General features: G+C 50.7%; 11 protein-coding genes. 1 reads left to right on the top strand and 10 read right to left on the bottom strand.

Annotated features, from left to right (window positions below; all coding sequences use genetic code 11):
• Positions 1-30 precede the first annotated feature (30 nt).
• Together H8B09_RS11700 and H8B09_RS31230 are read right to left on the bottom strand one after the other, a co-directional pair.
• A complete protein-coding gene (locus H8B09_RS11700; RefSeq protein WP_191203655.1) occupies positions 31-3,090 on the bottom strand; it encodes a DEAD/DEAH box helicase in 3,060 nt (1,019 codons plus the stop codon).
• Positions 3,087-3,950, bottom strand: coding sequence for a hypothetical protein (locus H8B09_RS31230; RefSeq protein ID WP_397376058.1), 864 nt, complete (start codon positions 3,948-3,950; stop codon positions 3,087-3,089). The genes H8B09_RS11700 and H8B09_RS31230 overlap by 4 nt, the downstream gene beginning before the upstream one ends.
• 579 nt (positions 3,951-4,529) lie before the next feature.
• Here H8B09_RS31230 and H8B09_RS31235 point away from each other — a divergent pair.
• Positions 4,530-4,661 (top strand): hypothetical protein, encoded by a 132-nt coding sequence (locus tag H8B09_RS31235; RefSeq protein WP_397376059.1) that lies wholly within the window; start codon positions 4,530-4,532, stop codon positions 4,659-4,661.
• A 401-nt stretch (positions 4,662-5,062) separates the two neighbouring features.
• Here H8B09_RS31235 and H8B09_RS11710 read toward each other — a convergent pair whose 3' ends face one another.
• The 8 genes from H8B09_RS11710 to H8B09_RS11745 all read right to left on the bottom strand — a co-directional run bounded on the left by H8B09_RS11710 (position 5,063) and on the right by H8B09_RS11745 (position 16,583).
• Entirely contained in the window at positions 5,063-6,688 is a 1,626-nt protein-coding gene (locus tag H8B09_RS11710; RefSeq protein WP_191203657.1) for a response regulator, read from the bottom strand.
• A gap of 5 nt (positions 6,689-6,693) precedes the next feature.
• Positions 6,694-8,430: a sensor histidine kinase gene (locus H8B09_RS31010; RefSeq protein ID WP_191203658.1), complete on the bottom strand. Its 1,737-nt coding sequence runs from the start codon at positions 8,428-8,430 to the stop codon at positions 6,694-6,696.
• 83 nt (positions 8,431-8,513) lie between these two features.
• The gene (locus tag H8B09_RS11720; RefSeq protein ID WP_191203659.1) at positions 8,514-10,103 is read right to left on the bottom strand and encodes an ABC transporter substrate-binding protein; all 1,590 of its coding nucleotides are present in this window, start codon (positions 10,101-10,103) and stop codon (positions 8,514-8,516) included.
• Between the two features lie 70 nt (positions 10,104-10,173).
• On the bottom strand, positions 10,174-11,088 hold the full coding sequence (locus H8B09_RS11725; protein ID WP_191203660.1) for a carbohydrate ABC transporter permease: 915 nt from the start codon (positions 11,086-11,088) through the stop codon (positions 10,174-10,176).
• A gap of 18 nt (positions 11,089-11,106) precedes the next feature.
• Positions 11,107-11,976, bottom strand: coding sequence for an ABC transporter permease (locus H8B09_RS11730; protein ID WP_191203661.1), 870 nt, complete (start codon positions 11,974-11,976; stop codon positions 11,107-11,109).
• 559 nt (positions 11,977-12,535) lie between these two features.
• Entirely contained in the window at positions 12,536-14,173 is a 1,638-nt protein-coding gene (locus H8B09_RS11735; protein ID WP_191203662.1) for a MutS-related protein, read from the bottom strand.
• Between the two features lie 584 nt (positions 14,174-14,757).
• Positions 14,758-15,633, bottom strand: a complete 876-nt coding sequence (locus H8B09_RS11740) for a carbohydrate ABC transporter permease (RefSeq protein WP_191203663.1) — start codon at positions 15,631-15,633, stop codon at positions 14,758-14,760.
• Between the two features lie 14 nt (positions 15,634-15,647).
• Positions 15,648-16,583, bottom strand: coding sequence for a carbohydrate ABC transporter permease (locus H8B09_RS11745; protein WP_191203664.1), 936 nt, complete (start codon positions 16,581-16,583; stop codon positions 15,648-15,650).
• Positions 16,584-16,639: the final 56 nt, after the last annotated feature.

The following is a 16,639-nucleotide window of genomic DNA, read 5'->3' on the forward strand; positions in this document are numbered from 1 at the left end:
CATTGTGTAGATGTTCTAGACGTTCGATGTTTATCCTTGCGACCAATCTCGTCGCAGCGTGAACAGGTCGCGCAGCGCGTCCGTCGACAACTCCGTGATCCAACCTTCCGAGCTCGTTATGACGTCATCGCTCAGCTGCTGCTTACTCTCGAGCATCTCGTCGATCCGTTCCTCCAACGTTCCGAGCGAGATGAACTTGTGCACCTGCACATCGCGCGTCTGGCCCATACGGTAGGCGCGGTCCGTCGCCTGGTTCTCCACGGCAGGGTTCCACCAGCGGTCGAAATGGAATACGTGGTTCGCCGCTGTCAGATTGAGTCCGACGCCGCCGGCCTTAATCGACAGGATGAACACGTTCGGCTGCTCCGTGGCAGGCAGCTCTCGGGACTGGAATTGCTCGATCATTCGGTCGCGCGCCGTCTTGGACGAGCCGCCGTGCAGGTACAGGACAGGCTCTCCAAGCTCCCGGGCAATCACCCGCTGCAACATCTCGCCCATGCCGATGTACTGGGTGAAAATCAGACACCGCTCGCCCTCATCGCGCAGCTCCTTCACGAGATCGAGCAGCCGTTCGAGCTTGGCAGAGCGGCCAATGAGCATCGCCGATTCGGCGGCTTCCTCGCGCTCGTCTTCAGGCACCGGCACAGCTTCCTTGGTGAACAGCACGGGGTGGTCGCACAGCTGCTTCAGCCGCGTCAGCGCGGAGAGGATCGCGGCTTTGCGCTGAATGCCTTCCAACTTCTTGACCTCGTCCATCAGCTCCTTCACCGTCTGCTCGTAGAGCGCGCTCTGCTCGCCGGTTAGATTGATGTATGTCTTCATTTCGTTCTTATCCGGCAGGTCCAGCATGATGTTCGGATCCTTCTTCTTGCGTCGAAGCATGAACGGCTTCACTAGCCGCTGCAGCTCCTGCGTACGCTCCTTGTCGCGCTCGCGCTCAATGGCCTGGCTGAACCGTTCGGCGAAAACACGGGCGGTGCCGAGGTAACCCGGATTGGTAAAATCGTAGATCGACCACAGCTCCGCGAGCTTGTTCTCGATCGGCGTGCCCGTTAGCGCGATGCGATGCCGCGCGGGGAAGCTCTTAACCGCGATGGCCTGCTTCGTGCCGGCGTTCTTGATGTTCTGCGCCTCATCGAGGCAGATCGCCGACCATGTATACCCGCCGAGCAGTTCTTGGTCCAGCGTCGACGTCGCATACGAGGTCAGCACGAGATCAGCTTCCGCCGCTTCCTCGTAGAACGCATCGCCGCCGAGCCGCTTGCCGCCGTAATGGAGCATGATGCGCAGGGACGGTGCGAAGCGGCGTACCTCCTTCTGCCAGTTACCGAGTACAGAGGTCGGACAGATCAGCAGGGCTGGACGGCGTCCTCCGTTCGCGGGGGCTTCTTCAGCGACGTGCAGCAAGTACGTGATGAACTGTATCGTCTTACCGAGCCCCATATCGTCGGCCAGCACGGCGCCTATCCCGAACCGGCGCAGAAACGCCAGCCATGAGAAACCAGATTGTTGGTAGCTGCGCAGTTCCGCTCGCAGCGTCGGAGGCACGGGGACCGACGGCCAGTCCGTCTGCTGCGTCAGTTGACCCACAACTGTCGTCAGGTGAGCGTTCAGCTCGACGTCCACCTCCAGCTCGACGTCGTCTTCGCCGTTGCCCTCAGCGCCGCTTAAGCCATCCTTGCCCGCGGAAGCCAGCATGCTGTCGCTGCGATTGCTGTGTAGGTGCATCTGCAGGACGTCCTGGAAGGACAAGCCCCGCCGCGGATCGACGCCCGCCATAGCCTTGCGTATCTGCGCGAGCAGGGCGGGATCGAGCGGTACCCATTGATCGCGGAACCGCACTAGCCGCTCGCCGCGGGCGACCAGCTCGCGAAATTCCTCCTCGCTGAGGTCTGCCTCGCCAATAGACAGCCGCCAGTCGAATTCGATCAGCGCGTCGAGACCGAAGAAGGAACGCCCGCCGCCCGTGCGTTTTTCTTCGCCCTTGCCTTCGTCGGGGCGGACCTTCGCGCGAAGGCGCGGCTTCTTCCGGCTCGCCTCCTCCCACCATCCGGGCAGCAGCACTTGCCAGCCGGAGGCCATGAGCCGCTGGCTGTCCGCGGTCAAGAACCGCCACGCATCGTCGTTCAACAGCGGTGCATTCAGCACGTCCGCGGGACTGCCGGCCATTCGGTCCTCGGGCAGGCTCGCGCGCAGATGCGTGAGCCAGGCCGAGGAGCGCTCGCGCACGTGTGGGGTCCAGTCGGAGGGCCATGTCCCGTAGGCTTCTCCATTCGCGGCCAGCCGAATCGGCGCGAGATTCGCAGGTTCGAGCTTGTCCTGCAGCATTAGTGCAAGGCGCCAACCATCGGATTCGGCGCCATCCGGCTCCTGCAGCTGCAGCAGCGGCCGGAACGGTAGAGTGTCCGCCCTCCAGCCGGCAGCGACGAGCCAACCGCGCTCGTCGAGGCCCGCGGCCGCGGCGGCGCGGTCGTGCGCGAACAGCAGCGGGAAGTCGCGGCGCAGGTCGGCGGCGGCAGCTTCCGTGTCGTAATGGCTCTGGAACACCGCCGCGGAGAACGCGGCTCCGAGGCCGGCCAGAAAAGCGGCGTCCGCTCTTTCCCCGTCCTCGGTTTCTTCATTATAGACCCCGGGCTTGTCCGTACCGCCGTCAGCGAGCGCGCGCAGCGCCCGGCGGGAAGTCGCGTCGAGCGCCTCCACGTCCCACGTCCATCTCAGTTTGCCAGCCTTGTAGGCCTCGAAACTCGGGACGAACCTCCGCTCCGCGATGCCGCGTCTCAGCGCTGGTGCAAACGCGGCGAGCCGCGCGGCGTCGCCTTCAAGCTGCCAGGTCACGTGCATCGGCAGCAACCCGGGATCGGCGAAGAACGACACGACCATCTCCGCCGGCAGTACGACAAGCTCCAGCTCGTCCCTCAGCTTCTCGATCTCGAGCTCCGTTCCGTAAAACGACGGCTCGTGCCGCGCGAACAGCCGCTGCTTGACGAGCAGCCCCGGCGCGTAGCCGGACGCATCCGCACCGAATATCAAAGCGTCGCCCTTTTCTGTCAGGCTCGCTTGAATCGTAAGCGTATCGGCGTAGATGTTCATGACAGCAGTCCTCCTTTACGCAGTTCTTCCTGGAGTGCCCGCAGCCGACTGTTTCGGCTCGCGAACACGGCGATGAACTGCTCCCATCGCTCGCCCTTCTTCAGACGCGCATAAAGCTTGGCGAGCCGCTTCAACAGCCTAGTCGCCGCTTTGTAGCCTTCGCGATTTTTCTGCAGCACGTACCGTTCAACTGCCTGATGGTAGAAAGGCAGCAGCAGCTCCGGTGCGTCCTTCTCGATCGGCTTCAGCGCGGTCGCGCGGAATGACAGCGGATCCTGGCCCATGCACATCTGCAGGTCGACCCACCGGTCCCACCTGCCATGTGCCGCTAGCGCGTTCTCGTAGACGGTCCGCGAGAACGGCAGCATCGCCTGGAGCGTGCTCCACATCGCCGACTCAGCCTCCGGCAATTGCTCTACGACCACGGCCCAATAGTCGCCATAGGGTGCCAAGTCCTCGCTGCGGAAGCCGATTATCAGCGGTCCGGTCTCCGCGAGCCAGTCGCGCAGCAGCGCCCATTGCTCCGCGCGCTCGAGGACGCCGAGCAGTGGTGCGAGATGCTCCAGCTTCAGCATCAGCTTGCTTACGTCGCGTGCGAGCAGCGCCCGCGCTTCCGCGTCGCGAGACAGGTAGAGCAAAAGCAGGCACTGCGCGAGCGTCCATGGCAGCCGCGACAAAGACGGGCCGAGCGCCGCTTCTGCCGCCTGCAGTTTGTGTAACTCCACCTCGTAGAGCACATCGCTTCCGGCCGAGCCCGGGCCGAGCCAGTATAACCAGAATGAAGTATAAAGCTCCGAGAAGCAGCCGAGCGTCTTATCCTCGGTCAGCATGCGTTCCCGGAGAAAATCTGCTGTCTCCATTAGCCGGTCCCAGTACCCGGAGCTTTCGCCTGCCAGCGCGAGCTTGTCCTCGAGCAGACTCCGCGCTTGGCCTCGCAGCCCGTCAATCGCGAGCTGCGTATGGTAACCCATGAACAGGCCCGATTGGCGCCAGTCCGCATGAGTCGGCTTGATCATCCGCTCCAGCACGAACATCAGGGCGTTAAACGTGAACAGCTGCTCCAGCGCCCAGGGCAGCTCCGGCCGCATAGCTTGCAGGTCGGCAATCAGCTCGCTGGCGTCCTGCGCCGTGCGAACGTGCAGGTGCATCGGTCCGCAGCGCGCCTGAAACCGTTCATGCCACTTCTCCACGGAGAGCTCGGTAAGTTCCGCTTCCGTCAAGACCGGCCGGTCGAGCCGAGGGGCCGTCGGTGCAGCTCCCCGGTTCCCGAAATCACTGTTACTCGTCCGGGTCGTCGCCTCCGCGGCGACTTCTTTGTCTTTGGCACCTGTGCGGGCAACGCCGCCGGCGGTCGCGCTCTTCAAGGCGGTTCGCGCATTGACTAGCGCCTGGATCGGCCGGTTGCACAGTTCCGCGTAGCGCATCAATGCGGCTGCCATATGCGAGCAAACGCGGTTCGCGGAGCAGTTGCATTCGCTCGCCGCGAGATCGTTCAGATCGACGGCGACGTCGTACATCCGGTTATCCTTGACACGCGCGTCCACATGCACGCCGTCGTCGCGGAGCGCTAGTTCTTCAACCCTTCCCTGTTTATAATATTGAAACCCTCGTATGATCGTCAGTTCGTCGAAGCGTGCGGCGACACTTTCAAGTAGCAACCTCCACGCGCCGTCATCCAACATGTAGTCCATATCCATAATCCGTTGACTCCCGGTTACGTCGTCATGTATTTTTAAAACTTTGCTCTCTATTATACCATCTCTTCCGCCCGCGGGACTTGAATAGGGTGCCGATGGCCCGGGAGACTTTCAAAATCGAGATGAAACTACATCTCATAGTGACTCTAGCCCGGTTCAGCCTATTCTACCAAGCCCAACAACAATTCAAAAAAGCCGCAGTTTATGCGGCTTCCATAGTACTTATGAACGGATTGCTCAGGCAAACGGAAACACGGCCCGCCTCCTCGGCATCATCAACATGTTGGTTTCTTTCTTGCGCGATATTGTTGGGGCGTTACGCCGACCATCCTTTTAAACAGGTTGGAGAAGCTTCCAAGACTCGTGTATCCCACCTGTTCAGCGATATCGGTTATCTTGTATTCTGTTTCTTCCAATAATCGTTTAGCTTCCTGTATTCTTTCTTGAATGATTGCATCCGATAAGGAAAGCCCTGTTTCCTTCTTGAACATACGAGATAGATAGGCCGGGTTCAAATATACATGAGAAGCCAGTTCTTCTCGCGTAATGTCTTGGTTGATTCGTAACCGAATATAAATTCTTATCTTCGTCACTACAGAAGAGGAAACGCAATTGGATGCAAGCAAAAGCTGTACGATTGTATAAAAGCACTCTCTTGTCCATGTCTGCAGGGCATAGGAATGTCTCGGATAATTATCCTTCTCGATCAGACTCTTCAGTTTGGAAGAATCATTCAAAGACAGACCTTTCTTGGACAGCAGCGAGTGAATAATAAAAAGAATGCCATGGATGAACTGACGATGTGATTCTTTGGTCCATGCATCTTTCTTGATGCTGCTGAACCATTGATTAACTCGACGTTCGAGCTCCTCGAATTCTCCCAGTTCTAGAACAGTTGCCCATTCCGTGAACAACTGAATGGGGGCCGCCACTTGCATTTGTTCAGACAATTTCTCGAAAGGCGAGCGGTCGGGCGTGAATACTTGCCTAGAGCGGTTGATGTTATGATGTTCGCTTTCCGTCACATAAACGTAAGCATCGATAAGAGCTTGCAACATTACCAATGGACTAATATAGATGGACACGGAGCAGCGAAGCAGCCGTTCGCATTCATTCAGAAACCGTTGACAATTACGTTCAAGCGTGTTGACGACTGTAGCATTGTTATTCCGCTCATATACAATCAACAGGTTAAGACCCGCATGATCCTGAAGCACAACACCTTCTAACCCATGCAAGATTAATTCCCCGGCTAGATTACGAAGCGCGTACTCCATAATGGCTTCATCTCTAGCACTAAAGTCTTGTTGCCATTGGTCCACACCCAATAATACCAAGATGTAACGATCGCTAGGGTGTAAATCCATGCCGTAGGTTTCTGCGGATTTATGTAGGGAATCGTTGTGCAATGACGTTCGTTGGCTCAAGATATCCTGCCAGAAACGCTCTATAAGAATAGGCAACTGCCGCTCCCATTTTCCGCGATAATCCTGCATAATCGCTTCAAACTTCATTTGCTCCTTACGTGTCCTCGCTTCAGCAAGCGCATCGCAAGACACCTGTTTCAGCTGCTCATAATCAACGGGCTTCAATAGATACTGGAAAGCGCCATGATGCAATGCTTGCTGTGCATATTCGAAATCGGCATGGCAGGTAAGCATAATCGTTAAAGTATTCGGCGAATGCTTCTCTACCCAAGCCAGCAGGTCCAGCCCATTCCTCCCTGGAAGCTCGATATCACTAATCAGCAGATCAACCGCGTGATGTTGCAAGCATTCCAACGCTTGCTCAACATTCTCTGCAAGACGTACATCCGTTACGCCCAATGCGCTCCAATCCACGCCTTGCCGCAAACCAATCAGAGCAAAATATTGATCATCTACGATCAGGATCCTGCACATGCGCTTTACGTCCTCCTCCGTATTGGCAGCTTGAGCTCTACGACTCCTCCGCCATGAGGATCATTGCGGAAGGCGAGAACGGCTTGATCCCCATAAAACATTTTCAGTCGTCTACGCACATTCCATATCCCTAATTGGCGGTCGGTAGGCTCCTTCTCGTACACGCCTAGATTCAACATAACAAGCTGCTGCTCCTTAAATCCTTGACCAGAATCGCTAATCTGGATTGCCACATAGGGAACCCCATCATCTCCAACTTCTTCATGTGCAATGATTCGAACGAAGAATTTCTGAGCATTCGATACGAAGCCATGCTTTATCGCATTCTCCACGAAAGGCTGCACAAGCAAGGGTAAAATGACGACATCCTCCAGCTCCTTCGGAAGCTGCTCGTGGAAGATCAACTTCTCGGGATACATGACCTTCTGAATCTCCAAATAATTGCGGATATGATTCATTTCTTTGGATAGTTCAATCCATGTATCATTGGTGCTCATAATGAACCTGAAATAAGAAACAAGATGACTGATCATTTTTTTAATTAGCGACTGCTGTTGAAGCTCTACCAGATGGTAGACGATATTTAGTGAGTTCATAAAGAAATGAGGATTAATTTGAGCCTGCAGATGCTTTAGCTCTGCTTGTTGCACCTTCATTTTCTCCTCATATACGTCGATTTTCAAATCTCCGATCTGCTCAGCCATTCGATTGAACTGGCGGCTAATGAGTTGAAATTCCTTGGAATTCCCTTCTTTTAACCGAAAGTCCAACTTTCCATTGCCAAGCATCTTCATCCCATATGTCAATGAATGTATAGGCTTGAACACCAATCTGCTTAACAGCATTAGTAGAATTACAAGAACAATCATTAATGCTAGAGGAATACCATTAATCACGCGTTGGAATAATGGAAGCTCATCCAGAAGCGTAGCCTCGTCCAATAGGATGAATACGTTGAGGTCGGAATAGAGCGAAGTCTGGCCTACGAGCAAATAATTGTTGCCGTCATTCAGACGAATCGGATGGCTGCTTCGGTTTGACTCGTTCTTCATTAGCACATGGATACGATCTAGGTCCTGTTGCATAAAATGACCCCATAACAGCCGACCGTCCTGAGCAATGATGCCGATCTGCTCGTCACTTCTTGCAGATCCCAGCTGTGTTAGGGGCTGTGCAAGCGCGTCGATGCTGACGAGTACACCTATCAACAGGCTTCCGCTTTTATCCGGCAGTGCCTTAAACAAGGCCGGTTCACCGCCGACATTTACAATTTCCCACTTGAGTGAGGTAGGAAGCTTGAATGATTCCAGCTGAGGGGATAGTCCGGATCGTATGACATCCTTCTCATCGTAGTACTCTCGCTGGCTGCTAAGGTACAATTCATCTCTCTTCTGATGATAGACGAACACAGTGCGGATAATGGAGTAGTAGCTGACATCGTTGTACCATTGGTCCATTAGCTTCCGCAATGACAAATAATAGTTCACACTATCCGGTTCACTCTCCGAATAAAGCTCGAGAAGCATATTCTCATTGGCCATGCGGGTCAAATAAGTCCCTGTCTGTTCAAGTAGTTCATCAAGCGAGCTCAAATGAAGGGAGAGCGTATCCGATGCTGAATTGGCAACCTTCTCCCGAATGATGTTTGTTGAATAGATGTTGGTATAATACAGAAACAGGAATAGCGGCATGACAAGAAGCAAGACAAGAGCGCTTACTTTGAATCGCAATGATAGTCTCACAGGCTCCTCTTCCCTCCTTTCGCTCGCTAACGATTATCGCGCATGAAAAGGGGAAGACTTCTTCAGTCTCCCCCCTTCCTTATTTAAGACTGCTTTGCTTTCCATTCATCGTATTGCTTCTGTGCCTCGGCGCGGATTTTCTCAATGTTATTCGCTTTAAGCTTTTCATTGTATTCCGCAAGAACCTTGTCTGCATTCAAGCTGCCTGATTCCAGGAGCGGACGATATTCTTTGATAATATTGCTAATAATAGACACCTCCGTCTTGACGGAGTCAGTATTGAAACTGAAGCCAAACGATTTGACTTTATGTGCACTGTCATTATATACCTTGAACTTTTCCCACTTATCCGGGCTCTCTCCTTCCCATAGGTAGGTAAGCGTCTGATTTCCGAACATCCACTCAATGCCCGGAGCCCAACCGGTATCCGTGCGAGTAGCAACGCCGTCCGGCAGCTTCACAATGTTATTTTGGCCCGCTACCTTAACATATTGTCTGCCCTCTACACCAAAATCTATTAAGTTGATCAAGTGCTCGTCTGTATGGAGCAGGTTCAGCAGCATCATCGTCCGTTCGGGATCAACTGAGGTACGTCCGATTGCCATCATCGAGTTACTAATACTGGCTGTGCTGATTTCAGGTTCATTGCCTTTAAGCTTGACAAGCTCAATGCCCGTGGCAAGAGAATCTTCCTTGTCGGAATCCGGCTTGTCCGAGCCGAATTTCATCCATGTCTTTCCTGCCTTCAAAGCGTCTTCTGCGCTAGTCTTTGTCGTTGCTGCGTCCTTATTGATATACCCTTTCTTGAACCAATCGCTGTACAGATGCATCCGATATATAGTTTGATCGGATTCCAAGGTGCTTACGACCATCTTGTCCGTCTTCGTGTCGAGCACAATAGCCGCAGGGGCGCCTGCCACCAGCTCGTAACGGAAGTTTTCTTCCACGCTCTTTCTAGTCTTATCGAAGTAGGAAAGAGTATCGGATCCGCTGCCAGAGAGCCATATTGGTGCAATACCAGGCTCCTTCTCCTTGATCGTCTCCAACCAAGGCTCCAAGTCTTCCAGCGTGTTAATGCTGTTCACATCGAATCCGTATTTGTCGACCAGGTCTTTCCTGAACATAATCGTGTGACTCTCTCCGATTTCCTTGTTCGTTGGAATAGCGTAGATCTTGCCATCCACCTTTCCCCCTTCAAGGAATCGTGGGTCCAATGTCTGAGTAATTCCTTGTCCATATTTGGCCAACAATTCATCAAGCGGCAGGAAAGCGCCTTTCGTTACATTGTTAGCAAAATCGGCCCAGTTCGGGGCGAATGTCAGATCGACCTGCTCCGCGGATTGATAGATCAGTGCCATCTTCTCTGACCAGGATGACCAAGGGAGACCCTGGAAATCAATCTCGGCATTAATTTTCTCTTTGAGGTACTTATTGATTTCCTTAATGACAGCCTCCGAGTCAGGCTGAGGGAAATTCCCTACCGTATACACTTTAAGTTTCCGGTACGTAGAGATATCAGGATTACCTGCTCCGGAATCATCGGACGCCTTGCTGCTTTCATTCGAGGAACCGCTAGAGCTACCGGTGCTGTTGCTGCCTCCACAACCGGAAACAACAAACATAATCACACCTAATAACGCAAATACCGTCGCCCACCCTTTTACTGTTCTCATTGTTGTTGAACCTCCCTAAATATGCTCTATTTGTATATTCTAACTGGCAATGATGCCAAGATTAGACCCCTTAACCCTTGACAGCCCCAATGGTGAGACCCTTTGTGAAATATTTCTGAAAGAATGGATATATGAATAGTATTGGACCGATAGATACGATAACCATCGCCATACGGAGGCTTTCAGTAGGAACGGCTTGTTGAATCAACAGACCTACGCCGGTTCCAGCTAACTGATTTTTGAAAAATTCCGCTTGGCGGATCATTTGAATCAAGACGTATTGCAAGGAATATTTGTCGGTATCGTTGATGAATAGCAAGGAGTTGAACCAATCATTCCAATACATCAGTGTCGTAAACAAGCCGATGGTCGCAAGGACCGGCAATGAAACCGGGATAACAAGCTGGAAGAAAATTCGCCACTCGGATGCCCCATCCAATTTGCCCGACTCGATCATCTCTTCCGGTATCGTCTGCTGGAAGAAGGTCCGCGTAATGAAAATATAAAAGGCATTCGATAGTCCAGGGAGAATGAGCGCAATAAGAGAGTCCCTTAAATGGAGGTAGTTAATATACAACAGGTAGAATGGGACTAGACCGCCTGAAAATAGCATCGTAACGAGAATATAAAGATTGAACGCTCGCTTGAATGGAAAATCCTTACGAAATAGTGGATAGGCATACAATGCGATCAACAGGATCGCTAGCACGGTGCCAACTGTCGTAACCATTAATGTGACGCCATAGGCCTTGAATACTGTCGTCGATTGCGTGAACAGATAACGGTACGCAGACAAATCGATGACCTCCGGCCAGAACTTGTAGCCCTTCAGCGTCAGCATCTTCTCATTAGAAACCGATATAGCAATAATCAATACAATAGGCATAATGCATACGAAGCTAAATGAAATGAAAAACAAGTGAAGCAACGCACGGGCGACTCTGGACACTTGCTGATATGGTTTAACGTTCTCTAAGCTTTTCATCTGGAATGATTCTCCGTTCTAGAAGAGTGCCGAATCGCGATTCAGCCTGCGTGCTAAACTGTTAGCTCCGATAACTAGGAAGAAGCCGACAAATGATTGATAGAAATTCGCTGCAGAAGACATCCCCAAATCGTTAAGCTGGATTAATCCTCTATAGACAAATGTATCGATGACATCCGTTGTTGACCGAATCGCACCTGAATCGAGCGTCACATGATAGAACAATCCAAAGTCGGAACGGAATATGCCGCCCAAGTTAAGAATGGTTAAGATAACCATTACCGGCGTCAGGAGCGGAATCGTAATACGGGTAATCTGCTGCCACTTCCCGGCGCCATCCATAACTGCAGCTTCATACAGCTCCTCGCTAATGCCGGTAATCGCAGCAAGATAGATAACGCTGCCGATGCCAACCGAATGCCACATTTTTGTAAGCCATAGAATATAAGGCCACGCTTGAGGATGCATATAAGCATTGACGGAATGATAGCCGAATAATGGGAGCACCGTCTTAACCAAGAATCCATATTCAGGATGCAGGAACGCATATACAATATAACTAACAACGACCATCGATAAGAAACTGGGCATGATCATAACGGTCTGATAGAATCGCGATGCAAGTTTGGCACGCACTTCATTGATCGCTATGGCGACTGCCACTGATAGGATTAATCCGGAGATAATGAACACGACATTATAAGAAATCGTATTGATCGTCACTCTCCAAGCGTCTGAAGTAGCGAAGAGGAAGCGAAAATTATCCAGTCCTACCCACGGACTACCTAGGATGCCATCGATGTAATTGATGTCTTTGAACGCGATAATGACGCCGAACATCGGAATATAGCAATTAATTAGGAATATAATGGCCGTCGGCATGAGCATTAATAGCAGAACACGATACTTTACGATATTACGTAGTAATCTTTCAATGCGGCTTTGTCGTCGGGACCTAGCAGTAGGAGTTGCTGAAATACTAATTGTTGTTTTACCCATAATATGTAACCCCATTTATTGAAATATTATTGTATGCACTCATTATACTTGCCAGAAAATACAATTCTCTCTATTGCAGATGACCCTTTTTATTCAATTGTTACTTATAACAGCTTTCACAACTAGAAATCGGTAAAAGCACTAAAGTAGATTTTAGCTTCAAGTTCGGCACTCTATTTGAAACAAAAAAAAGGAAAGTTTGCCTAATAGGCTAACCCCCTGTGAATATATGATAATGTTATATTTATTCTGATAATCCTTATTGAAAGTGTATCTGCCCCGAAGAACTCCAACAACCTTACGAATCATGGTTTGAAACCTTTCTATTTATTGGATTAGCTAAAATAATTTAATATTAAAAACCATAAATAATGCGTAAAAAAAAACCCGATGAGAATAACTAATCCCTCGAAGTTTCTATAAGTTTTTCACTGTATTTAAACAGCGCTTAATTTTCATTCATCAATTTAACGAGCTGCTCGTAGGTTACACCATATTTTTGTGCAATATCACGTGCATAGCTATTGCCTTGCGGACGTGATCGACGGAGGACAAAACTTCTCTGTCCTGTGGTTGTATCAATCTCGGCGGTGAGCGTATCGATACGGCTACCTCTCTCAAGCGGAACTTCGTTGAGCTTATCGATTTGATCTGTTAATTCATGCAAATGTGTTGCAAAAATAACGCGGCATCCTGACACACGTAATGCGAGCAGCACTTCACCTGCTATCGTGGCAGCCTCTGAAGCACTTGTGCTAGAGAAGGTCTCATCCATCAGAAGTAGACTATTACTCGTTAGTTTACCGAATAAATGCTGTAATCGACTGCACTCTTCACCGAAGCGTCCCTTCATCTGGTGATCCTCAGCTTGGCTCTGTGCATGAACAAGTACACGATCCACGGGACGAATCGTCGCCGAGAAAGCAGGGACAAACAACCCCAACTGGTACAGCAATTGCGCGATTCCTACCGCCTGCATGAAAACGGTCTTCCCTCCCTGATTGGGTCCCGTCAGAATATAGATCGACCCGTTCTCATCAAACGTGATGTTGTTCTTCACTACCGATGCAGCGCCACTCTCTTGTTTATCCGCTGCCTGAACCGCTAATAACGGATTATACAGCCCCTCGATTGAGGATGACTCTTCAGTCTTGGCCGCTTGTGGATTACACAGAGGAAGACCTTTCGATGCCAGTTGTTTCATCCATGAAACACCGCTGAGCAGGAAACGAATTTCAGGCACTAATCCTACTAAGAAGTTAGAAGAGGCAGCTGCGTACATCTTAATACAGTTACGCCATTCTCGGACGGACCCTTTTAATATCGTGTTTAGAGCGCTATTAATTGCTCTGCTCATAGCAAGATTCTGTTCACTGCTTCTATCTTTTCCAGACGCCATAAGCGGAGCTAAACTTTGAAAACCATCGTCTTTCATATCGAGTCGCAGCCAGCGATCGATCAGGTTACCGGAACGGAATAACTGATCATTTACAGCTATAATACCTGCTTCATAGGGGTAAAGCTGCGGATCGAAATTGATGCCGACCGTAACGCTTTTAATGTTGCGTACACGGAAAGAAAGCTTGCGCGTCTCCTCGCGCAGAGATTGAAAGGTTGTGCTTTCGTATCGTTCTGCGATTTGTTTAGTAAGGCGTTGAAGTCCTTGAGACACGGGCTTAGTGCTGCACAGTCCATGATATAACCGTTCAACACAGGACAAGTAAAGCTCAATCTCAGAGACCGTATATAAAGATGCTGCTGTATCATCGTTCGACCAACGATCACGCTGCTGTAAATCTCGCAGATCCTCAAACAATGGAAGAAGCTCGTACAGCAGTTGATAAATTGCCTCCTGCCTATACAAATCTTCCACGATATTAGAACGATACATAATGGTTTGAATGTCAGAAGTAAAGTACGTCAACGGATGTGGCTGCTTGGTCCGATATCCCCAAGGGCCGCTACCAATTTCGTGAAATAAAGCATCCAATCCTAGACCTGCAATATCGTCAATCATCGATGTCGGGGAATAAATTGATTCAGCAGGCAGTCCGTTCGGGTACAGCAAACTAAACATCTCATCCATATCTGAACACTCCTTGAATCAAGACTTGTAAGATCAGCTTCCTAACTATTGGGGCCAAAGAGATTGACAATATTATTGATAACGATGCCAGCAATGTCAGAACGATTCGTGAATAACCATACTGCCTCCATATTCGTGTAAGGAACAGAAAGCGACGGCATACAATAGCAAGTAGAATCGGGATTGTAACAAAAATGAACACATTGAACGAAAATGATATCAACAGCAGCAATAAACTGAATTGACATACAATCTCCCGGAGAATGAGCTGTCTAGGCGGATTGATGAGCATAGTATGTTCTGACATGTAAAGCTTGGTATGGTTAGCCATTCATTCACCTCACTTCGTACAAATCATTGAACCTGTCTCTAAACAAACAATTATCACCTTATTCATGAAATTGCACTAATAAGTGTAAGCGCTGTATCCGCTCCCAACAACCTGTCACAATGTAGGATCTAACTTCTCAATTAGGGAACAACATCAATCAAACAATAAAAGGGACGCTCCTACTAGGAACGCCCCTCTCAACTCTTCTGCTCATGATTTAAACATAGCCACTATGACGATGGCCCCTCCTTCTTTACTTCATCCCGCTTAATGCGATGCCTTGAATAATTCGTTTCTGGAAGATCAAGAAAATCGAGATCAAAGGAAGCACTGAGACGGTTGCGGCGGTCATGATCAGAATCCAGCCACTGTTGTCTTTCATTTCGCTAGAGAAATAGACCATGCCAACAGGCAGCGTGTATTTGCTCTCCGTCTGCAGTACAATGAACGGCCAGATGAATTGGTTCCAGCTCGAGATAAAGCTTAGAATCGCCAACGTTGCTAATGCCGGCTTCATGATCGGAACAGCTATAGAGGAGAACACCCTCCACTCATTCAATCCGTCGATGCGCGCTGCGTCGAGAAGTTCCGAAGGCAGCGACTCCATAAACTGGCGCATGAGGAAGATACCGAACGCGGAGATGAGCCCGGGCAGCAGCAGGCCTGCGTACGTGTCCGACAAACCTAGCTTCGATGCGAGCAAGTACCAGGGAATGATGAGCATCTCGGTAGGAACCATCAACGTGCTTATAATAAAGATGAAGACGATGGTTCTCCCGGGAAAAGCGAATTTGGCAAGCACATACCCTACAATCGTATCGAAGACCAGTACCGACACCGTCGACACGACAGCGACGCCCGCCGTGTTCGCGAACCATCGCCCGAAAGGCGCTTTAACGAACAAATCTCCGTAATTGTTCCAAGTCGCTGGCGAAGGAATCAGGCTTAGGTCGAACAAATTCTTGGGCTCCTTGAACGAGGAGGCCGCCATCCACAGGAACGGGAACAGCGTCACGGCGACTCCCACGAATAGAAGCAGATATCGAAGAATCAGCCAAGCTTGGTTCGCGTACGAGCGGCTTAACCTCCTGTCATCGGGAAGTCGAATTGATTCCGTGTTTGGATTCATATTGAGTCCTCCTCTCAGTAGTCAATCTTGCGATTTAATAGTTTGAGCTGCAGCAGAGTGAAAGCAAGAATGATGACGAACAGAATGACAGTCGCTGCCGAAGCGCTCCCCATATCGAAATTCTTGAACGCCAGTTTGTAGATATGGTAGACGAGCGTTCGAGTCGAATTAAGCGGTCCTCCGTCCTGGGTCATGCTGACGATATGCGCAAACGACTGCAAATAGGAAATGCCGGCAATGACGGCCGAGAATAGAATAATCGGATTGAGCAGCGGCAACGTAATAAATCGGAACCTGTCCCAGGCGTTAGCTCCGTCAATATGAGCGGCCTCATGATACATCTTCGGAATGCCTTCCAATCCGGTCAGGAAGATTAACATCTGGAAGCCGACGCTCTGCCAGATCATCGACAAGGCGATGACATATGGCGCTTGATCTGGAGATTGGAGAAACGGCTGCGCGGGAAGGCCCAAGTTTAGGATTTGGCCGTTGATCCATCCATTGGGCATAAGAAGCCAGCGGAAGACCCAGCTCACAGCGACGATGCTCGTGATATACGGGATGAAATAAATCGTCCGGAAGAAGCCGCGCAGCAGCTTGACGTTCTGCAGCAGCAGCGCTGCGAACAGCCCGACGGCCAACTGTCCGGGAATGCCTACCACGACATAAAAGAACGTATTCTTCAGAGACTTGCGGAACGCCTCATCTTCGAACAGACCGTAATAATTGTCCAAGCCGACGAAAGGCTTCTCCGGAGAGAGAATATCCCATTCGCGGAAGCTGATGTTGAACGAATACAAGATAGGAAACAGCCGGGTTAGCAGAAAATAAAGCAGCGGAATGCTCAGCATCAGATAGATGAACAGGTAACGCTGAGTGCGGTAGTTCAAGCGCAGCGACAGGGACTTGCTCCCCTCTGCCGCGCGGCGTCGCGTAGTAGTCGTAACCATTCGGTCAGTCATCCTCCTTCATAGACAAGCAGGCGCCGGTTTATCACCGGCGCCCC

Origin of the sequence: Paenibacillus terricola (assembly GCF_014779765.1) — a bacterium.
Lineage (GTDB): Bacteria > Bacillota > Bacilli > Paenibacillales > Paenibacillaceae > Paenibacillus_T > Paenibacillus_T terricola.